Raw genomic sequence first — 20,858 nt, forward strand, 5'->3', positions numbered from 1 at the left:
CCCCCGGAGGGGCCTCCCCGCGCCCGGTGACCATGAGCGCTTCGGGTAGCGTCTCCACTCAGATCACGAACCCCCGCCTGAGTAAGGAGCCCGAACTTTGTCCCCCGTCATCCTCTCCGCCGCGGGCACGGCCCTGCTGCTCCTCACCGACGGCCAGGGCCTGCCGCGGGTGCGCCACTTCGGTGCGGACCTCGGCCCCGTCGCCGGGCCCGAGCTGCTTCCCGCGCTGACCTCATCGGCTCCCGCGCTGCCGCTGCTGGCCGCCCAGGGCGACGGCTGGTACGGCAGGGCGGGCCTGTCGGGCACCAGGACCGGCGAGCACTGGGCGGTGCGGTGGACCCTCGACCGGCTCGACGCGCAGGCCACCCCCGGCGCCGGTGGCACGGTGACCGTCGCCGCCTCCGACGAGCGGGCGGGGCTGGCGCTGGTGAGCGAGCTGGCCATGGACGCGGGCGGCCTGGTGACGCTGCGGCACACGGTGACCAACACCGCCGCCACGCCGTACCGGCTGGAGGGGCTGACCTGTGCGCTGCCGGTGCCCGCGCGGGCCGGCGAGCTGCTGGACTTCACCGGCCGCTGGGCGCTGGAGAAGGTGCCGCAGCGCAGGGCGTTCGGGCATGGGGCGTGGAGCAGGGAGAACCGGCGGGGCCGCACCGGGCACGATGCCGCCGGGCTGCTCGTGGCCGGGACCGAGGGGTTCGGCTTCGGCGGCGGCGAGGTGTGGGCGGTGCACGCCGGCTGGAGCGGCAACCACGTGCACTACGCCGAGCGCTTCCACGAGGGAGTCGCCCTGCTGGCCGCGGGCGAGCTGCTCGAGCCCGGCGAGATCACCCTGGCCCAAGGGGAGAGCTACCGCACGCCGCTGGTGTACTTCACCTGGTCCGGCAGCGGCTTGGACGAGGCGAGCGCCCGGCTGCACGAGCACCTGCGGGCCGCCCACCCGCTGCCGGTCCGGCCCGTCACGCTCAACAACTGGGAGGCCACCTACTTCGACCACGGCCTCGACCGGCTGCTGGAGCTGGCCGAGAAGGCCGCGGCGGCCGGGATCGAGCGGTTCGTGCTCGACGACGGCTGGTTCCGCCACCGCCGCCACGACCGCGCCGGGCTCGGCGACTGGTACGTCGACGAGGGCGTCTGGCCCGACGGGCTGCACCCGCTGGCCGACCACGTGCGCAAGCTCGGCATGCAGTTCGGGCTCTGGTTCGAGCCGGAAATGATCAACGAGGACTCCGACCTGGCCCGCGCCCACCCCGACTGGATCCTCGGCCGGCTGGAGCGGATGCCGCCGCCGTATCGCCACCAGCAGACGCTCGACCTGGCCCGGCCGCAGGCCTACGACTACCTGCTGGAGCGGCTCGACACCCTGGTCGGCGAGTACACGCTCGACTACATCAAGTGGGACCACAACCGCGACATTGCCGAGCCCGTCCACGACGGCGTGGCCGGCGTGCACGCCCAGACCGAGGCGACCTACCGGCTGCTGGATGAGCTGCGCCGCCGCCACCCCGGCCTGGAGATCGAGTCGTGCTCGTCCGGCGGCGCCCGCGTCGACTACGGCATCCTCGCCCGCACCGACCGCGTGTGGACCTCCGACAGCAACGACGCCCTGGACCGGCAGGCCATCCAGCGCTGGACCGGGCTGCTCGTGCCGCCGGAGCGGATGGGCGCCCACGTCGGCGCGCCGCACGACCACGTCACCGGCCGGTCGCTGCCGCTGGCCTTCCGCGCCGGCACCGCGTTGTTCGGCCACATGGGCGTGGAGTGGGACCTGACCTCGGCGAGCGAGGCCGACCTCGAGGAACTGGCCACGTGGATCGCCCTGCACAAGCGGCTGCGGCCGGTGCTGCACGCCGGGCGGGTGGTCCGGGCCGACCACCCCGACCCGTCGTCGCTGCTGCACGGCGTGGTGCTGCCCGAGCGCGGCGTGTATTGCTATGTGCAGGTGACCTCCCGGGTGGAGTCCGCGCCCGCGCCGCTGCGGCTGCCGGGCCTCGACCCCGCCGCCCTGTACGAGGTGCGCGTGGTGGGGCCCGTCCCGCAGGGCGCGGCGATGCCGCCGTGGGCCGCGATGCCGGAGTGGGCCGCGGCGCCGGTGCGGCTGCCCGGCGCCGTGCTGGCCGAGCTCGGGCTGCCGGCCCCCGGGCTGCGCCCGACGTCGGTGCTGGTCATCGAGGTGGAGCGGATCTCCGGCTAGTCCGTCCTCGGCCTGGCCTGGGCCCGCGCCGGCCGCTGGTCAGTCCAGGTCCAGCCCGGAGCCGCCGAACCTGTCGCGCAGGAAGCGGCCCTGATCGCGCAGCGCCTGCTCGTCGCCCCGATGGATCGCCTCGGCGACCTTGCGCATCTGGGCGTCGAGCAGCGCCACCTGGGCCAGCAGCTCCTCGTGCGCGCTGCGCTCGCGGCCGGCCCGCTGGGTGAGGGCGTAGCGGCGCGGCAGGTTCGCGTACGCCTCCAGGCTGGCGGGCAGATAGCTGCGGATCGTCTGCGACACCACGTGCAGCTGGTCGGGGGAGGCGGTCAGCTGCTCGGCCCGGCCCAGCACGTCGTCGATGACCTCGCCCAGCGTCAGCACCGCCCGGTTCACGTCGGCAGGGAAGCGTCCCTCGATCCGCCGCAGCAGCGCGCGCAGGTCCTCGCGCAGCGCCCGCGTCTCGACCTCGGCGTGCGAGATCGTCAGCTTGACGCGGTCGGGCGGGGCCAGCAGCGCGCCGACCCCGTACAACGCGACCACGACCACCGGCCAGTACGCTCCGGCCAGCCCCAGGAAGTGGGCCAGCAGGCCGAGCAGTGCCAGGCACGAGCCGGCGATGTTCCTGTTCGAGCCCAGATACCGCAGCACCCGGTCACTGATAGCCACGGATCTCCTTGAACGCGCTGCTCAGCGACGTCGAACGGGCGTCGAACACCGCGCCGCCGGTCAGCTGCGCCACCTGGCGCATCTCCTCGACGTCGCTCTCGCCGAACAACACGACGAACGTCGGCGTGCGCCGCCGCTCCTCCGGCAACGACCGGTAGCGGGCCTCGAAGGCGGCGTAGTCGCTGCCGTCGGTGTTCTCGCCGTCGGTCATGAGCACGATCGAGCCGTAGCGGCCGGGGGTCACCGGCCGGTCGTAGGCCGCGCTGAGACTGTCGTAGATCGCGGTGCCGCCGCCCGCGTCCAGATCTTCGGCGAACGCCTTGATCTGCGCCAGCACCGGCTCGGGGTCCCGCTCGGGGATCGTGAACGGGACCGGCTCGTCCGGGTTGCCGCTGAACGGGATCATCGTCACGGTCTCCCGGTTGAGGAACCGCGTGAAGGCGCCGGACGCCGAGGCGTCCGCGCCGGTCAGCGCCACGAGTGCGGTGCGCAGCGCGTCGATCCTGTCGCCTTGCATCGACCCGGACGTGTCCAGCACGAACGTCGCCTCCGACGGGACGCGCACCTGGTTGAGGTAGGTGGAGATCAGCTCGTCGGCGGTGCTGCGCCGGTTCGGGAACGGCAGCTCGATGAGCTGCGCCGAACCGAACTTGGGGTCCTGCGCCACGCCGGGCACGATCGGCCGGCGGTGCGTGCCGGTCATGATGTCCTTCTGCACGGCGGGCGTGCGCAGCCAGGCGGCGAGCTTGCCGTACAGGGCCTTCTTCTCCTCAGGGGCGGAGGCGAGCAGCGTGAGCGGGTAGTCGGCGCTGACCACGCCGTCGCTCGGGTAGATCAGCGTGACGGGCTCGCGCAGGCCCAGGAGCACCGACTCGTAGTTGACCATCCCGTCCACGCCTTGGTCGCGGGCGTACGCCTCGGCCAGCCAGCCCGACGAGCCGGCCGTCAGCCGCTGTGCCGAGAAGAAGTCCTTCAGCTTCGGCGTGACCCCGGCGACCTGCTCGGCGCTGAGCGCGCCGTCGGCGTCCGACAGCGCCGCCGCCACCCCCACCAGGGCGGAGAAGCCCGAGTTGGAGGAGGCCGGGTTCGTCATGCCGAAGCTGAAGCGGCCGTCCTTGGCCGCAGCCGCGATGTCGGCCCACGTCACCGGCTTGCCGTCCCAGCCGAGCTCGGCCGCCTTGGCCGGCTTCAGCCCCAGCACCACGGGCGAGACCATGGTCTTGGTCTGGGTGGACAGCTTGGCCTGCGCGCCGTCGATCAGCGACAGGTAGCGGTTGGAGGAGAACCAGATCGCGTCCACCCGTTCGGCGGCGCGGCCGCTCGCGACCTGCTCAGCGCCGTCGAGCGTGCCGGTGTAGGAGAGCCTCACCTTGACGCCGGCCTCCTGCTCGGCCCGGCGCAGCAGCGGCTCGAGGTCCTTGATCTCGCTGCCGGCCAGCACTCGCAGCACGTCCGGGCCGTCAGCCGGCTCCTCGCCCTCGCCGCCGGTCCCGCACGCGGCCGCCAGCAGGAGCGTGACCGCGATCAGCGCCCGCCTCACTCGGAACCCTCCCTGGCCCGCTCCAGGTAGGTCTTGGCGTGGTCCAGCTCGGCCGACAGGCTGTCCACCGTGGTCGCCATGTTCTCGACCGCCTTCGCGCGGAAGGAGTCGATGAGGTCCATCGTGGCGTAGACGTTGTCGAACGCCTGCCGGAGCGTGTCCAGGTCCACGGTGGCCGAGGCCGCCTGGTTCTGGATCGCGCCCGCCTGCGTGCGCAGCATCTCACTGGTGGCCAGGATCAGGTCGCTGGTGGTGGCGTTGAGCGCGCTGATCTGGTCGAGCACCAGCTTCTGCCCAGCCAGCGCCTGCGCGACCGTCACCGCCGTGCGCAGCGCCGCGACCGTGGTCGTGGTGGCGCGGTCCACGCCCTTGCTCAGCTCCAGATTGTTCTTGCGCACCAGGTCCAGCGCCAGGTAGCCCTGCGCCGAGACGGCCAGCTGGGTGAGCAGGTCCTGGTGCTTCTGCCGCACCGCGAACAACGCGTCCGAGCGCAGCGCCGTGGCCCGCTGCTCGTCGGCCTGCGCGATCCGCTCCTCCAGGGCCGCGTCCATGGCCTGGGCCATGACGGCGTACTCCTGCAGGCGCGTCATCGCCTCCCACAGGTTCGCCTTCTCGCCCTCGATGGCGGCGTTGTCGCGCAGCAGCTCGTCCTGGCCGGACTTCAGCGCGCGGATGATGTCGTCGATGTGCTTCTGCGCGGAGTGGAACTTGGCGAAGTAGTCGCGCAGCCGGTCGCCGAACGGGATCAGACCCAGCAGCTTGCGCGCCCCGCTCGCCGCCTGCTTCGGATCCAGGTCCACGACGGTACGGCGCAGCGCCACGAGGTCGCCCGCGACCTTGGCCTGGGCGTCTGCGCTCTCACCCTTGGCCGCGTCGAGCGCGGCCACCGGCCGCTTGAGCATGCGGTTGGCCACCTGCGAGGCGGACCTGATCTCGGTGTCGCCCATCGAGGAGATGTCGTGCACCTTGCGGGAGAACTCCGGCGAGCGCGGGTCGAGCCCGCCGAGCTCCCCGGCGAACTCGCGCGCCTTGGCGGTCAGCTCGGCCGTGCGCTCGCCGGACATCGGCAGCATGCCTGCCGCCGTCTCGGCCGGCACGGGCGCGACCGGCGCGGGCGGCGTGAGCACCAGATCGGACAAAGGAACTCCTTGGTCAGGGCCGGGCGGCGTCGATGGTCGTGATCAGCTTGTCCAGCCGCTCATACGCAGGCGGCTCGACGACGTCGACCAGGCCGGCCGCGGCCGGCGCCTTGGTCTTGGCCACCAGGTCGGCGAACGCCTGGGGATCGGTGGTGCGAAAGCCGTACGCGGCCGCCAGGGCCAGCAGCTTCGGGTCCTTGGTCAGCAGCTCGCCGACCCGCGTGCCCTGCCCCGAGAGCGGGACGAGGGTGTGCTTGCTGAGCACGGTGGGCGACGGGTAGACCAGGCGCATGTCCGGTTTGATCGCGCCGTCGCCGGCGAAGACGTGCGCCAGATACTGCGCCTCGTACACCACGAGCATGGGCGTCTTGCCCGCGCCCAGCGCCAGGTAGTCGTCGAACGACGCCTCGCTCGTCGACTCGGCGAAGCCCTGGTCGAGCACGGCCGGCGCGAGAAGGGGCGCGACCTTGGCGATCTGGGCGTCGGAGCTGATGACGTCATCGCCGTTGGCCACGTAACCGATCACCGACAGGTACATGGCGGCGGAGTTGGACGTGCGGATGTCGGTCGTGGTGAGCAGCACCCGTTTGCGAGCCCGGTAAGCCGAATTACCCGGAATTTGGTCCCATCGGGTGCCCTTGGCTACTAATTCCAGATATTTCTTAATGTCGAGGGTTTGGTGGCCTTTGCCGGAATCGTGGAGCACGCCGGCCTTCGTCAGCAGCGCCGCGATCGGCTCGAATGTCGCCACCGCCATCGGCGAGTAGAACGGTGAGAACGTCGTCGTGGCCTTGCGGTCGCGCTTGATCCGCTCGGCTGCCGGAACGCTGGAGGGGAAGGCGAAGGCGTACCTGCTCAGGTCCACGTCGGTGACGATCTGCCGGGAACCGGCCGTGTCCACCTCGACGCGCAGGCCGTGCTCGGCGAAGGCCGCCTTGACCCGCGGATCGTCGAAGAACGGCTTCTTCTCCGACCCGATGACCCCCCGTACCAGGGCTAATTCCTGGCCCTTGTCCTCCCGGCCGCCCAGGAGGATCGCGACCACCGCCACCCCGGCCAGAACCACCGCCAGAATGACGCCGATCCAACGCTTCATCGCACCCCGTCTCGTGAAATATCCCCCATAACTGAAATTATGGAAGAGCGGCCGGGGGATTCGCGCGGGAGGAAAGCCGACCGTACGTCAGAATTCATGCGCCGTTCACGGACGGCCGGGCCGTCCCGGTCGCTCCACCAGAAGATCGTTGACGTTCCGCGGCCACGCGCCTCTTGACGGTAAGGGCCTCCACGGTTAACACTCTCGCAACACCGATCACGCGCGGTGTGATGTTAGCGCTAACAATGAGGAGTCGCTGATGCGACGAGGTGCTCTGGCGTGCCTGGTGGCACTGGCCGCGACCACGCTGGTGGCGTTGCCCGCCCGGGCAGCGGCCGACGGTCCGGTGTTGTGGTACAAGCTCGACGAGCAGGCGGGAGCGGTGGCGGCGGACTCGTCCGGCAACGCCCGCCACGGCACGGTGCGCGGCACGCCAGGCTGGGGCGACGGGCTGACGTTCAACGGCAGCGACACCGACGTGAAGCTGCCGGACGACGTCATGAAGGGCATGGACTCGATCACCGTCTCCACGGACGTCCTCATCGACCCCGCGCAGCGCACGCCGTACTTCATCTACGGGTTCGGCAACACCAGCGGCACGAGCGGCAACGGCTACCTGTTCGCGACCGGCAACCACCTGCGTGTCGCGGTGGCCAGCGGCAACTGGTCGACCGAGCAGAACACCCGCCTGTCGACCTCGTACAACCTGGCCCGCGGCGGCTGGAAGCACCTGGTCTACACCCAGACGGGCACCACCGGCGTCCTGTACGAGGACGGTGTGGAGATCGGCCGCAACGCCAACGTCACGATCACGCCGGGCTCCATCGGCGGCGGCACGACCACGGCCAACCATCTCGGCCGGTCGGTGTACTCGGCGGACCGGCTCTTCCAGGGCAAGCTGCGCGACTTCCGGATCTACGACCGGGCGATCAGCGCGGACGAGGTGAAGGCGCTCGCGCAGGCCACCGTCGCCGCCGCGCTCGCGGCCGACAAGCAGGCCCTCACCCTCGGCGACACCAGCGCCGTCACCGCCGACCTGACGCTGCCGGCCGCCGCGCCCGGCGGCTCCAAGCTGACCTGGGCGACCAGTGACGCCTCGGTGGTCACCGCCACCGGCAAGGTCACCCGGCCGGCGAACGGGCAACCGCCCGCCACGGCCACGCTCACGGCCACCCTGGCCAGGGGCGCGCTCACCGACACCAAGACGTTCGAGATCACGGTCATGCCCGAGCACGACGACGCGAAGATCGCGCAGGACGCCGCCGCCGCGCTGACGGTGCACGGAGCCGACGACGTGCGCGGCAACCTCACGCTCCCCGTCACCGGCCAGAACGGCACCACGGTCTCCTGGGCCTCCGGCAAGCCGTCGGTCATCACGCCCACCGGAGAGGTCACCCGCCCGGCCCACGGCGCCGGCGATGTCACGGTCACGCTGACCGCCACGGTCACCAAGAACGTCGCCACCGCCACCCGCGCGTTCACCGCCAAGGTGCGCGAACTTCCGGCTGAGCAGGACCTCAAGGGCTACCTGTTCAGCTACTTCACCGGCGAGGGGACCGCGGACGGCGAGCAGGTCTACTTCGCCCTCAGCCGCGGCAACGACCCGCTGCGCTGGCGCGAGCTCAACGGCGGCAAGCCGGTGCTCACCTCCACGCTGGGGGAGAAGGGCCTGCGCGACCCGTTCATCATCCGCTCGCCCGAGGGCGACAAGTTCTACCAGATCGCCACCGACCTGCGGATCTTCGGCAACGGCAACTGGGACGCCGCCCAGCGCACCGGCAGCAAGTCGATCATGGTGTGGGAGTCGACCGACCTGGTCAACTGGGGCGAGGGCCGGCTGGTGAAGGTCTCGCCCGACACCGCAGGCAACACCTGGGCGCCGGAGGCGTACTACGACGAGACCCTCGGCGCGTACGTCGTCTTCTGGGCCTCCAAGCTGTACGCCGCGGACGACCCGAACCACACGGGCAACACCTACAACCGGATGATGTACGCCACGACCCGTGACTTCCGCACCTTCAGCGAGCCCAAGGTGTGGGTGGACCCGGGCTACTCGGTGATCGACTCGACGGTCATCAAGCACGGCGGCACCTACTACCGCTACACCAAGGACGAGCGGAACAACAGCTCGACCACCCCGTGCAGCAAGTTCATCCTGGCCGAGACGTCCACCTCGTTGCTCAACACCAAGTGGGACTTCCTTTCCGAGTGCATCGGCAAGGGCGCCATGAGCCAGGGCGAGGGCCCGACCATCTTCAAGTCCAACGACCAGGAGAAGTGGTACCTGTTCATCGACGAGTTCGGCGGGCGCGGCTACATCCCGTTCGAGTCGACGAACCTGGCCTCGGGCGCCTGGACGCCGTCGGCGAACTACTCGCTGCCCGCCAGGCCCCGCCACGGCACGGTCATCGGCGTCACACAGGCCGAGTACGACCGGCTGCTGCGCGCCTACGCGCCCGGCCAGCTCGTCGAGAGCGCCGAGGAGGCCAAGGTCGTCACCGGCATCGGTGACGCGCCCATCCTGCCGGAGCAGGTGACCGCCACGTTCGCCGACGGCAGCACCGGCCCGGTCGCCGTCACCTGGGACGAGGTCCCGGCCTCCGCCTACGCCCAGGCGGGCACGTTCACCGTGCAGGGGACGCTGCCCGACGGCGCGTCGGTGCGGGCCAAGGCGACGGTCACCGTCTCGGCCGAGGGCGTGCCAGTGGAGAGCCTCACCGTCTCGCCGGCCGAGCTGCGGCTCGGCGTCGGCGTGAGCCGCCAGGTCAAGGCCGTCGTCGAGCCCGCGAACGCCACCGCCAGGCGGCTCACCTGGACCAGCGCCGACCCGTCCGTCGCGACGGTCAGCGCCACCGGCCTGGTGACCACGGTCAAGGCGGGCCAGACCGAGATCACGGTACGCACCGCCGACGGCTCCAAGACCGTCACCATCCCCGTCGAGGCCACCACCGAGATCCCGGCCGACCTGCTGCTGCACTACACCTTCGACGAGAAGGCCGGCACCGTCGCCCGTGACGCCTCCGGCCGCGGCCACGACGGCTCCTACGAGCGCACCCCGGCCTGGGGCGACGGCGTGCACGGCGCGTCGTTCAAGATGGCGGGCGGCGCCGGCACGTCCACCACCGCGCCGTACGTCACCCTCCCGAACGGCGTGCTCAAGGACGTCTCCGACGTGACCGTGGCCTTCCACGTCAAGTGGAACGCCTCCGCTACGGCCAACCAGTGGATCTACGGCCTCGGCCCGGACCGGAACAAGTACCTGTTCACCGGGCCCCGCAACGGCGCCGGCGTGCTGTTCTCGGCGATCACCACAGGCAGCTGGCAGGCGGAGTCGTCGATGCGGCATTCGGCGGCGCTGCCCGGCGGCGAATGGAAGCACGTCGCGGTGACGCTCGACTCGGCCGCGAAGACGATGGTCATGTACCTCGACGGCGTCGAGATCGCCCGCGCGCCGAACGTCACGGTCAAGCCGTCCGACCTGTATGACGCCGCCAAGACCTACGGCGGTTACATCGGCAGGTCGCTGTACGCCGAGGACCCGTACTTCGCCGGCGAGGTGGACGACTTCCGCGTCTACGGCCGCGCGCTGCCGGCCGCGGAAATCTACGAGCTCGGCGGCGACCCCGCCGCGATCATGGGGGTGACCCTGCCGCAGCTCAAGGTCGACGCCATCGTGGACGCCGACGGCGGCCGGATCACGCTGCCGCTCAAGGAAGGCAGTGACGTCACCAAGCTGGCGCCGCAGTTCACCCTCGCCCCCGGCGCCACCGTCAGCCCGGCCTCCGGCGCGGAGCAGGACTTCACCGAGCCCGTCACCTACACCGTCACCGGCGCGGACGGCACGAAACGGGAGTGGACGGTCACCGCGCTCGTCATGAAGAGCCCGGTGCTGCCCGGCCTGTACGCCGACCCCAACCTCGTGGTGTTCGGCGACCGCTTCTACCTGTATCCCACCACCGACGGCTTCCCGGGCTGGAGCGGGACCCAGTTCAAGGCGTTCTCCTCGACCGACCTGGTGCACTGGACCGACCACGGCGTCATCCTCGACCTGGGACCCGACGTGACGTGGGCGGACAACAGCGCCTGGGCGCCGGCGATCGCCGAGAAGGACGGCAAGTACTACTTCTACTTCAGCGGCGGCATGGCCACCGGCAACACGGCCAAGCACCTCGGGGTGGCCGTGGCGGACTCGCCGACGGGACCGTTCAGGGACGCGCTCGGCAAGCCGCTCGTCCCAGCCGGGACCTACTCCGGGCAGATGATCGACCCGTCCGTGTTCCAGGACGACGACGGGCAGCACTACCTGTACTGGGGGAACGGCAACTCCTACCAGGTGCCGCTGAACGCCGACATGGTCTCGTTCGACGCCGCGAAGGTGAAGACGTACAAGCCGGCCGGATACAACGAGGGCTCCTTCGTCATCAAGCGTGACGGCACGTACTACTTCATGTGGTCGGAGAACGACACCCGCAGCGAGGACTACCAGGTGGCCTACGCCACCGGCGAGACGCCGCTCGGCCCCTGGACCAAGCGCGGCGTCATCCTGCGCAAGAACCTCGCGCTCGGGATCAAGGGCACCGGCCACCACTCCGTGATCCGCGTGCCCGGCACCGATGACTGGTACATCGCCTACCACCGCTTCGCCATCCCCGGCGGCGACGGCACCCACCGGGAGACCACGATCGACCGACTGGAGTTCGGCGACGACGGGCTGATCACGCCCGTGACGCCAACGCTGGAGAGCATCGATCCCGTCGCGGTCGTGACCGCAGGGCCCGACGCCTCCGGCGCAGAAGGCGCACCGATCGCGGTGGCGGGCACGTTCTCCGGAGCGGGCACGCCCGCCTGGCGGTACGAGGCCGCCGACGGGGCCGAGGGCACCTGCTCCTTCGCCGACCCCGCCACGCCGCGCACTACGGTGACCTGCACGGACGAGGGCGTCTACCGGGTCACGCTGGCTGCCGGGCGCAGCCGGGACACCGCGACCGTCACCGTCGCCAACGCCGACCCCGCCATCACCCGCGTGTCGGGTCCGCAGGATCCCGTCGCGGCGGGTACGACCGTGGAGCTTGCGGTCACGTCCAGCGACCCAGGGGCGGACACGCTCACCTGCGAGGTCGACTGGACGGACGGCGCCACCGGACCGTGCGCGGAGACCCACGCCTATGCGAAGGCGGGCATCTACCAGCCGGTGGTCACCGTCGCCGACGGCGACGGCGGCAAGGCCGTGGCGACGGCCGATCCCGTCGTGGTCTACGACCCGAAGGCCGGGTTCGTCACCGGCGGTGGCTGGATCGGCTCGCCGGCGGGCGCGCAGCCCGGCAAGCCGGCGGCGACGGGCAAGGCCGTGTTCGGGTTCGTGTCGGCGTATCAGAAGGACGCCACCCGCCCGGCCGGACAGACCGCCTTCGCCTTCCCGGCCGGCGGCGTCACGTTCGTCGCCACCCGCTACGACTGGCTCGTGGTAACCGGCGGCGAGGTCCGCTACCGGGGCGTCGGCAAGGTCAACGGCAAGCCCGGATACGCCTTCACGGTCACCGCCCTCGACGGGGCTGCCGACAGGTTCCAGATCAGGATCTGGAACGAGGCGAGCGGCGAGGTCCTCTACGACAACCGGGGCACCGACATCGGCGGCGGCGAGATCGTCGTCCACGAGAGGAGGTAAGGGCGGGGTAATGCGGTGAACGCGCTTTAATGCCGCCGCAACCGCGCCGACCGTGATCATGTAACAACCCGTGCGGACACTGGGTGCCATGAGCGATGCACCTAAGGTCATGCACCAACGTTCCGGACATGTCACCAAACAGGGCACCAAGCAAGGACGCTCGTGGCGGCGGGAGATCGCGGAGCTCGCCGCCCTGTTCCTCGCGGTGGGCCTGGCGCACCTGCTCGCGACGTTGCTCGGGCACGAGGACCCGGGGCCCGTCGTGCTGATCGGGCTCGGCGTGGCGTTGATCCTCGGAGCCGCGATCCACAAACGGATCGGCCGCCGCCCCGCACGCAGGAACGCCGCGCTCCCGGTGGCCGAGGGAGCCGGCTCGCCGATGGCGTTGTGGCGCGTCCGCATGCGGGTGGTGGAGCGCCCGGGACGGCTGGCGACGGTGGCCGGCGCGTTCGGCCGCCTGGGCTGCAACATCCTGGCGTTGCACATCGCGCCGACCGGCAGCAGCGCCATCACGCCCGCCGGTTGTGACGCGCTCGACGAGTTCGTCATCGAGGCGCCCCGCGAGCTGGCGCTCGGCGTGCTCGCCCAGGCGCTGACCGACGCCGGCGGGCACGACGTCGTCCTCGTGCCCGCCCAGGTCAAGGACCTCACCGACCCCGGCGTGCAGGCGCTGGTCCTGGCCCAGCGGGTCAGCGCCGACCCCGACCGGCTGCCGGAGGCCATGGCCGAGCTGCTACGGGTCGCGCAGGTCGAGTGGCGGCGGCCCGGCGACACCGTGGACGAGGGCGCCGAGCTCAACACGACCATGGTGATCTCCGTGAACCCGGACCGCGCCCTGCTGATCAGGCGGCCGGAGCTGCCGTTCACCCCGACCGAGGCCGCCCGCGCGGCCGCCCTGACCGCGGCCGCCCGCCAGGCGCGGTACAGCCGGTCGGCGTGAGAGAGCGCGGGGGAGCGGGCGGTCAGGTCCGCTCCTTCGCCCAGTGCTCCAGGCCGGTCGCGTCGATGGGCAGGGCGGCGGAAAGGACCTCCGCCCCGTCGGCCGTGACCAGCAGGTCGTCCTCGATCCGCACGCCGATCCCGCGCAGCTCCGGCGGCACCGTGCGGTCGTGGACATGGAAGTACAGGCCGGGCTCCACGGTCAGCACCATGCCGGGCGCCATCCGCGCGCCGTGGTAGGCCTCCGGGCGGGAGCGGGCGCAGTCGTGCACGTCCAGCCCCAGGTGGTGGCCGATGCCGCAGACCAGGTAGCGGCGGTGGTGCTGGCCCCGCTCGGACAGCGCCTCGTCCACCGAGACCGGCAGCAGCCCCCAGTCGTGCAGGCCGTGCGCGATGACCTCCATGGCGGCCTGGTGGAAGTCGGTGAACGCCCGCCCCGGCGCGACCTGCGCCATCCCGGCCCGGTGCGCCCGCTCCACCAGGTCGTGCACCTGGCGCTGGGCGGGGGAGAAGGACCCGGACACGGGGAAGGTGCGGGTGACGTCGGCGGTGTAGTGACTGCGGACCTCGACCCCCATGTCGAGCAGCAGCAGCTCGCCGGGACGCACCGGGCCGTCGCAGCGCACCCAGTGCAGCGTGGGCGCGTGCGGCCCGGCGCCCACGATGCTCGCGTAGCCGGGGCCGTTGCCGTACGTCCTGGCATACCGGTCGAACGTGCCCTGCAGCCAGCGCTCGCCCCCGCCCGCCACCGCCGTGGGGACCTCGGCGAGCACCGCGGCGAAGCCCTCGACGGTACGGTCGACGGCCTCGCGGAGCTGGGCGATCTCCCACTCGTCCTTGATCATGCGCAGTTCGGCCAGCGTCCGCTCGAGCTCCTGCGAGGACTCCTCCCACCCGGGGCCTGACAGGAGCGTGCCAGGGGGCGGCCCGGCGAAGGCAGGCAGCGGGAACACCTCGATCCCGAGCGCGGCCGACCACTCCTCCAGCGAGGGTGACGGGCCCACCCATAACTCGCCGTGGACGGAGTCGGAGTAGAAGCCCGGGTCGCCGGGGCGGGCCGGCGGCGGCAGGTACAGGGTGGCGTCGCCGTCCCTGACCACGGCCACGGCCTGCTCGGCCGCGCAGCCGGTCAGCCAGAAGAAGTCGCTGTCCACCCGGAAGCCGTAGTCGGTGTCGTTGCTGCGGACCGGCGCCACGCCGGCCGCCACCACCACGGTCCGGCCGGGCAGCGCGGCCGCCAGCCTGGCCCGGTGCGCGGCCGCGGCCTCGGCGGCGCCGGGCACCAGATCGGGGGTGCGGGCGGGGGAGTCCCAGCCCTGGGCGATGTACTCGGTGAACGCGGGGATCTCCGACAGTTTGGGCAGCCTGCCGTCACTCACCGGTGATTCCTCCTCCCATGTCGCGGACGAGCCCGGTCAGCCTGGCGAAGACGCGGTCCTCGCCGATGCCGTCGTGCTCATACTCGTTCGTCACCCACGCCTGCGCGTTGCCGATCCGGGCCGCGGTGTCCAGTTGCAGGCCGGAGTCGACGTACATGTCGTCGAAATAGACCGCCGCGGCCATCGGCACCTCGTTGGCGGCCAGCCGGTCCAGGTCGTACAGGCGCGGCCAGTCCACCCGCTCGGCGAGCAGCTCGACGGCGGCGCGGAAGGGCCGCAGCGCGCGGATCTCCTCGAACATCCAGCGATAGATCATCTCCCCGGTGAACAGCAGCGGCCTGGCGTCCTCGGCGAAGGCCGGATGCCGGGCCCGCTCCCGCTCGGCCGCCCACGCGCTCGCCCCGGGCCCGGAGCCGTAGATGCTCTCCTGTAACGCCGCGAACAGCGGGTTGTCGGCGAAGGAGGTGCGCGCCAGCACCTGGTGCAGGAACGTCTCCGGCATTCCCTCCGCCTCATCCAGCAGCCAGTGCATGCGCTCATAGCCCGGCTTCATGCCGAAGTCGAGACCGAGTGACTGCAGCCGCCGCACGGTCAGCACGTCGCCGTCCGGCAGCCGCACGTCGCCCTCGGCCAGCCGGTCGGCGAGCCGCGCGACGGTCTCGGCGTGGTGCGGATAGCGGCGGTAGAACGCGGCGTTCTTGGCCGCCACCCGGGGATAGGTGCGCCGGTAGACCTCCTCGGCGTCCGGCTCCAACGCCGCCAGCCCGCCCGCCACGTAGCAGGCGCTCAGCCCCTCCGGGGCCGCGGACAGGTACGTGAGCGTCAGGAACCCGCCGTAGCTCTGCCCCAGCGTCGACCAGCGCTTGCCGCCGAAGACGGTCTTCCGCAGGTGCTCGGCGTCGGCCACGATCGAGTCCGCGCGGAAGCGGGCCAGGTAGTCCGCGCCCTCCCGGGCGCCGAGCGCGCTCATCACCCGCCCGTCGATCCGCGTGCTGCGGCCGGTGCCGCGCTGGTCGAGCAGGATCACCCGGTACGTCTCCAGCGCCCGCCCCAGCCACCCCGACGTGCCCACGGGCCTCGGCCCCTTGCCACCTGGACCGCCCTGCAGGAACAGCAGGCACGGCAGGTCCTCCCGGTCGCGGTCCGCAGCCACCAGCTCCCGGGCGAACACCCTGATCGAGGCCCCCGGGTCCGACCAGTCCAGCGGCACCTCCACCACGTGGTCGCGCACGCGCATCCCGGGAATCGTGTACGTCGCGGTGATCAAGACCTCTCCCTCCTGCGGCGCTCCCAGTCCGGGTTGATGCGCGGAATGGCGGCGAGCAGCGTCCTGGTGTAGTCGTCGCGCGGGTCGCCGAACACCTGCTTGGTGTCGCCGAGCTCGACGATCCGCCCCTTGCTCATCACCGCCACCCGGTGCGCGATCTGCCGGACGACGGCCAGGTCGTGGGCGATGAAGACGTAGCTGAAGCCGCTCTCCCGCTGCAGCAGCTCGATCACCTGCGCCTGCACCGACACGTCCAGCGCCGACGCGACCTCGTCGCAGATCACCAGCTTCGGTTTGACGGCCAGCGCACGGGCGATGCCGATGCCCTCATGTCACCTTCCCAGTAATGTGTGGCATTGCACTGGACCTTAGGCGTCAGGATGGTGTTTGCCAAGGGGTCAAGGGATCGACTTGAACAGAACACCACGAAAACGGCCGCCCGGCTCTCGCCGGACGGCCGATGATCGAGCCTGCGCGGTCACCGCTCGATGAGGGTGACCTCGAGGGAGTAGAGGGAGGCGCGGTAGACGTGCGAGCCGTGCTCGACGGCGCGGCCCTGGTCGTCGTAGGTGGTGCGGATCATGGTGAGCAGCGGGGCGCCGCGGCGCTCCTCCAGCAGCCGGGCCTCCGCCTGGGTGGCGGCCCGCGCCCCGATGCGCTGGTTGGCCACCCGCATCCGCACGCCGGCCCCGCGCAGCAGCTCGTACAGGCCGCGGTCCTCGAGGCCTGCGGCGGACAGCGGGGCCAGCCCCGGCGGCAGCCAGTTGTGCAGCACGGCCAGCGGCTCCCCGGCCGCGAAGCGCAGCCGCTCCACGTAGAGGATCTCGGCGCCGGTCTCCATGCCCAGGATGCGGGCGATGTCCTCCTCGGCCGGCCGCCGCTCCAGCGCCAGGACCTGCGTGGCCGGCTCCTGGCCCGCCCGGCGCAGGTCGTCGTACAGGCTCGTCAGCTCCACCGAGCGCTTGACCTGGCCGTGCACCACCTGCGTGCCGACCCCCCGCTTGCGGACGAGCAGGCCCTTGTCCACGAGGTATTGGATCGCCTGGCGGATCGTCGGCCTGGACAGGCCGAGCTTGTCGGCCAGCAGGATCTCGTTGTCCAGCCGGGCGCCGGGCGCCAGGTCGCCTCGCCGGATCGCCTCGGCGATCTGCTCGGCCACCTGGAAATAGAGCGGCACAGGGCTGGACCGGTCCAGGTCGATGGCGAGGTTCGCGGTCATGTGATCAGCTTAACCGGGGTCAGAATGTCCTGACAAACGACTCCGACCCGCCCTCTGCCGCCGCGATCAGGGCCGCGAGGGTATGGACTGCTTGTCATATTCGCTATGAAAGCCTAGGCGTCTGCCGTGATCTCGTGGTGGCGCTCTTGGTTTGGAGGCGACAGTCAGACCCAACACCGTTGCGTTAGCGCTCTGACCTGGGATTCAAGGCCTCGGAGATCTTGAAATGGGGAACGGGACTCCCCGATGATCGGTTCGGCGAAGAACCCGATCATCACAAAGGAGTCCCGTTGCAGGAGAAGTCTGTCATCACCCGGACGATCGAGGTAGCCCCGGGGGTGTATGCGCCGGGCCATTTGGGCGAGCTCACGCAGGTCATCGACTTCCCGCTGGTGGACGGGGTGCTGGAGGAGACCGGGACGACACAACGCCGGTTGCGGCTGCTGCCCTCCCGCGTGGTGGTCTACTTCGTGCTCGCGCTGGCGTTGTTCGAGCATGGCTCGTATCGGGCGGTGTGGGACAAGCTGACCGCCAGCCTGACGGCGTTACCGCTGGTGAGGCCCGCTCTGTCGTCGTTGTCGCGGGCGCGGCGCCGGGTCGGGGCGGCACCGCTGCGGCGATTGTTTGAGACCGTGGCCGGGCCGGTGGCCACCCCGGCCATGCCGGGCGCGTTCTACCGGGGGCTGCGGACCGTGGCCATCGACGGTACGCACCTGCATGTGCCCGATGAGAAGGCCCTCACGTGGCGCTATCCCAAGCGGGCCGGTGAGAAACTGGAGTTCGGTTACCCGCTGCTACGCCTGCTGGCCGTGGTGGAGTGCGGCACCCGCGCGGTGCTGGGTGCGGTCTTCGGCCCTGACAGCGGCGGCGAGGTCGTCTACGCCGGCCGCCTGCTGTCCGTGCTGGAGCACTCCATGCTGCTGCTGGCCGATGCGGGCTTTGACGCCGCCGGGTTCCTGGCTGAGGTGAGGGCCACCGGCGCGCAATTCCTGGTGCGTTCCTCGGCGCGCCGCTGCCCGCTGATCGGTGAACGCCTGCCCGACGGGTCGTATCTGACCACGATCGGGTACGGGGTGCTGGATGTCCCGCTCATCGTGCGGGTCGTCGAAGCCGAGGTCACCGTCACCCTGGCCGACGGCACCGTACGGACCGAGCAGTGGCGGCTGCTGTCCAGCCTGCTCGACCACGTGCGCTACCCGGCACGCGAACTGGTCTGGCTCTATCACGAGCGGTGGGTGGCGGAGACGACCTATTTCTCGATCAAGGCCACCATGCTGGACGGCCGTGTGCTGCGCTCACGGACTCTTCCCGGGGATCGAGCAGGAGGTCTACGCCCTGCTGACGGTCTACCAGGCGCTCATCCGCGCCGCCGGGGACGTCGTGAGCACCCGGCCCGGCCTGGATATGGACCGCATCAGCTTCACCGTCGTGTTGGAGACCGCAGGCCACACGGTGATCAGCGCCACGGGAATCGTCCCCGCCGGCCCGGTGGATCTCCTCGGCGTCATCGGCCGGGCCGCGCTGCGGGCCCTGCTACCGGCCTGGCGCCGGCCCCGGGTCAAGGCCCGGAGCCGCAAGAATCCCACCAGCAAGTACGGCCCGAACGCCGGCCAGCACCCCGCAGCGGCCCAGACCTACACCTTCCACGCCGCCGTCACGATCTTCGAGAAGGGGGTTGCCGCCCGCCCGCGACGTTAAACGCAACGGTGTTGCAGTCAGACCCCGCGCGTGATCATCCAGCCCGGCCGGTCGGCGTTGGTGAGGTGCCCGCCGATCTGATCGTCTGGCGAGGCCGCTGAGCTGAGCTCTTACGCCCGCGACGCGGCGGGCAGTGCCCGTTCTGGCCAGTCAGGTGAGGGTGAGATGGGCATGAAGTCGTTCACTTGTTCTACCCGACAGGGCCAAATGTTGGTAGTCTTACGGTCACTGACGGTGACAGTCGGAGCGGGTTGGGGGTGCCGGGTATGCGGGCGTGCCGGTCGTCGAGCATGGCCGAATGCCGGCCGATCCCGGTGCGACTCCTCAGCCTCGAGGCGGGGGCGGTGGTGGGTGCATGAGCAGGCTCACCGCGACGGCGACCTGCACCGCCCATCGCGCGATCGTGGAGCAGACCGGACAAGTCGTCCCGCAGGTGCTGCTGGCCCAGCGGGTGGCCTGGTTGACCGGCCTGGCGCGGGACTTGACCGCCGACCTCGTGGCCGGCCGGTGGAGTGCGGCGGATCTGGACGCCCTGGCCTCTGGGGTGGGGCTGGACGGTCGGGCGTTGCCGGCCAAGGGCTGGATGGCCGTGCGCAGGCTGGGCTGGGGCCTGCCCCCGGCTGCGGGCGTGCATGTGTGTGATCGGGTGCTGCGGTGTGCCCAGGAGCAGGCGGCCCGGCTGTTGCGGCTGGCGTTGCACCGCCGCGAGCTGGTGGCGGCGATCGTGGCGACCTGGCCGCGCGAGCCGGGCAGGCGCACCGACGCCGAATGGGACGCGTTGCGGGCGGTGCTGCCGGATGGGGCAGGCGCGGCGGAGATCCGCAACCGGACACGGCAGATCCGCGCCTACCGCGACGCGCACGACGGCCAGTTGCCGGCTGATCTGACCGAGTTGGAGGGGCCTCCTGCGTGTGCGGCGCAGATCGTGCTGGCCGCGGCCGACCGGCAACTGGCCACCCTGGAGCGCACCGGCGAGCACGCCGCCCGGCTGCGGGTGAAGCTGCCCCTGACCGCGTCCCCGGCCTCCGCCAGAGATTGGGCCTGGCATCTGCTGCCCATCACCCTGCCGCCGACGGTGCCTGCGGAGGCGAAACTGTGCACCCCGACCCTGCGCGTGAAAGGCGGCCGGGTGCGTGTGGATCTGCCGTTCCAGACCTCGATCGGTTTTGCGCCGGCCACCGGTCATGTGGTCGGGTGCGGCTTCGACTGGGGCCTGAACGCGGTGCTGACCGGTACGGTCGGACGTTTGACGGCCGGCGGCCGAGTCGTCTCGGATGGGCGGCCGCTGGCCTACGACGCCGGCGGCGTGTCGGCCAAGCTGCACCGGCTGCGGGCCGAGCGCGAGCACCTGGCCGCCAAGCGCAAACACCAGGAGCGGCTGCTGGCCGGCCTCACGCCCGCCGACACCCGCTTCGCCGCGTTGGCCGCGGCGTATGAGGTCATCGCGGTGGAGAATGAGCGGGTGTGCGCGCGCATCCGAAACCTGAACAAGGCGCTGGCCTGGTCAGCGGCCCGCTGGGCACTCGACCAAGCGGTCGCCGCCGGGGCGACGGTCATCTACCTGGAGGATCTTGCCACTTTGGAGGCACGCGGGCGCCGGGGACGGGCGAACGCGCGGCTGTCGGGGCAGGTACGCGGCCAGATCGTGGAGGCGATCCGCCACCTGGCGGCCAAGAACGCGATCGCCGTGGTCACCGTCCCCGCACGCGGCACCTCCAAGTACTGTCCCCGCTGCGGTGACGGCACGTCGGTACTGCAGCACTGTCCGGCCCCGGACCGGCTCGCCGAGCGAGGCTGGGCGTGGGCCTGGTGCCCGGCCTGCGGGCTGTCGTGTGATCGCGACTGGGCGGCGGCCGAACGCATCCTCGCCCGCGGCCTGCTCGGCCAGCACGCCACCCGCACCGACCGCACCACCGGCACCCGCACCATCCGGCAGGTGGTGGAGGGCAACGTGGCCCGCGCCCGCCGCCCCCGCAAGGCGACCCGGGCCGCCCGCCGCGCCCGCCGCACCCGAACCGACCTGCACCCCCGACCAGCCGCCCGGGACAGATCAAAGAACCGG

Annotated in this window: 13 protein-coding genes; 5 read left to right on the top strand and 8 right to left on the bottom strand. The window is 71.4% G+C overall.

The genetic code is table 11. From position 1 onward, the window contains the following. The first annotated feature begins 97 nt into the window (after nucleotides 1-97). Nucleotides 98-2,194 carry an alpha-galactosidase gene (locus tag ACTWQA_RS18025; RefSeq protein WP_443160337.1) on the top strand — a complete coding sequence of 699 codons (2,097 nt, stop codon included), beginning with the start codon at nucleotides 98-100 and terminating at the stop codon, nucleotides 2,192-2,194. Between the two features lie 39 nt (nucleotides 2,195-2,233). Here ACTWQA_RS18025 and ACTWQA_RS18030 read toward each other — a convergent pair whose 3' ends face one another. Genes ACTWQA_RS18030 through ACTWQA_RS18045 form a run of 4 tightly spaced genes read right to left on the bottom strand, consistent with a single transcriptional unit; the run spans nucleotide 2,234 to nucleotide 6,629 of the window. Then, the gene (locus ACTWQA_RS18030; RefSeq protein ID WP_443160338.1) at nucleotides 2,234-2,854 is read right to left on the bottom strand and encodes a hypothetical protein; all 621 of its coding nucleotides are present in this window, start codon (nucleotides 2,852-2,854) and stop codon (nucleotides 2,234-2,236) included. Continuing rightward, nucleotides 2,841-4,394, bottom strand: coding sequence for an extracellular solute-binding protein (locus ACTWQA_RS18035; protein ID WP_443160339.1), 1,554 nt, complete (start codon nucleotides 4,392-4,394; stop codon nucleotides 2,841-2,843). The genes ACTWQA_RS18030 and ACTWQA_RS18035 overlap by 14 nt, the downstream gene beginning before the upstream one ends. Further along, nucleotides 4,391-5,533, bottom strand: coding sequence for a toxic anion resistance protein (locus ACTWQA_RS18040; protein WP_443160340.1), 1,143 nt, complete (start codon nucleotides 5,531-5,533; stop codon nucleotides 4,391-4,393). Before ACTWQA_RS18040 ends, ACTWQA_RS18035 begins: the two co-directional genes overlap by 4 nt. Nucleotides 5,534-5,546: 13 nt before the next feature. Continuing rightward, nucleotides 5,547-6,629: a hypothetical protein gene (locus ACTWQA_RS18045; protein ID WP_443160341.1), complete on the bottom strand. Its 1,083-nt coding sequence runs from the start codon at nucleotides 6,627-6,629 to the stop codon at nucleotides 5,547-5,549. A 259-nt stretch (nucleotides 6,630-6,888) separates the two neighbouring features. Here ACTWQA_RS18045 and ACTWQA_RS18050 point away from each other — a divergent pair, with 259 nt between their 5' ends. Together ACTWQA_RS18050 and ACTWQA_RS18055 are read left to right on the top strand one after the other, a co-directional pair. Continuing rightward, complete coding sequence (locus tag ACTWQA_RS18050; RefSeq protein WP_443160342.1) at nucleotides 6,889-12,294, top strand: family 43 glycosylhydrolase; 5,406 nt, start codon at nucleotides 6,889-6,891, stop codon at nucleotides 12,292-12,294. Nucleotides 12,295-12,382: 88 nt separating this feature from the next. Continuing rightward, the gene (locus tag ACTWQA_RS18055) at nucleotides 12,383-13,234 is read left to right on the top strand and encodes an ACT domain-containing protein (RefSeq protein WP_443160343.1); all 852 of its coding nucleotides are present in this window, start codon (nucleotides 12,383-12,385) and stop codon (nucleotides 13,232-13,234) included. Nucleotides 13,235-13,256: 22 nt separating this feature from the next. Here ACTWQA_RS18055 and ACTWQA_RS18060 read toward each other — a convergent pair whose 3' ends face one another. The 4 genes from ACTWQA_RS18060 to ACTWQA_RS18075 all read right to left on the bottom strand — a co-directional run bounded on the left by ACTWQA_RS18060 (nucleotide 13,257) and on the right by ACTWQA_RS18075 (nucleotide 17,098). Beyond that, nucleotides 13,257-14,612 carry an aminopeptidase P family protein gene (locus ACTWQA_RS18060; RefSeq protein WP_443160344.1) on the bottom strand — a complete coding sequence of 452 codons (1,356 nt, stop codon included), beginning with the start codon at nucleotides 14,610-14,612 and terminating at the stop codon, nucleotides 13,257-13,259. Next, nucleotides 14,605-15,879: an alpha/beta fold hydrolase gene (locus tag ACTWQA_RS18065; protein WP_443160345.1), complete on the bottom strand. Its 1,275-nt coding sequence runs from the start codon at nucleotides 15,877-15,879 to the stop codon at nucleotides 14,605-14,607. Before ACTWQA_RS18065 ends, ACTWQA_RS18060 begins: the two co-directional genes overlap by 8 nt. After that, the gene (locus tag ACTWQA_RS18070) at nucleotides 15,876-16,163 is read right to left on the bottom strand and encodes an ABC transporter ATP-binding protein (RefSeq protein WP_443160346.1); all 288 of its coding nucleotides are present in this window, start codon (nucleotides 16,161-16,163) and stop codon (nucleotides 15,876-15,878) included. Before ACTWQA_RS18070 ends, ACTWQA_RS18065 begins: the two co-directional genes overlap by 4 nt. A 194-nt stretch (nucleotides 16,164-16,357) precedes the next feature. Further along, the gene (locus tag ACTWQA_RS18075) at nucleotides 16,358-17,098 is read right to left on the bottom strand and encodes a GntR family transcriptional regulator (RefSeq protein WP_443160347.1); all 741 of its coding nucleotides are present in this window, start codon (nucleotides 17,096-17,098) and stop codon (nucleotides 16,358-16,360) included. Between the two features lie 290 nt (nucleotides 17,099-17,388). Between ACTWQA_RS18075 and ACTWQA_RS18080 the strand changes: the two genes are divergently transcribed. Then, nucleotides 17,389-18,897, top strand: coding sequence for an IS4 family transposase (locus ACTWQA_RS18080; RefSeq protein ID WP_443160348.1), 1,509 nt, complete (start codon nucleotides 17,389-17,391; stop codon nucleotides 18,895-18,897). Nucleotides 18,898-19,151: 254 nt separating this feature from the next. After that, on the top strand, nucleotides 19,152-20,858 hold a 1,707-nt coding region (locus ACTWQA_RS18085), incomplete at its 3' end, for a zinc ribbon domain-containing protein (RefSeq protein ID WP_443160349.1).

Origin of the sequence: Nonomuraea sp. 10N515B (assembly GCF_052245915.1) — a bacterium.
Classification (GTDB): Bacteria; Actinomycetota; Actinomycetes; order Streptosporangiales; family Streptosporangiaceae; genus Nonomuraea.

Excerpts from the sequence above, each read along its gene's own strand:
- ACTWQA_RS18055 (WP_443160343.1), top strand. The coding sequence starts at position 12,383 with ATGAGCGATGCACCTAAGGTCATGCACCAACGTTCCGGACATGTCACC.
- ACTWQA_RS18075 (WP_443160347.1), bottom strand. The coding sequence starts at position 17,098 with ATGACCGCGAACCTCGCCATCGACCTGGACCGGTCCAGCCCTGTGCCG.
- ACTWQA_RS18050 (WP_443160342.1), top strand. The coding sequence starts at position 6,889 with ATGCGACGAGGTGCTCTGGCGTGCCTGGTGGCACTGGCCGCGACCACG.
- ACTWQA_RS18045 (WP_443160341.1), bottom strand. The coding sequence starts at position 6,629 with ATGAAGCGTTGGATCGGCGTCATTCTGGCGGTGGTTCTGGCCGGGGTG.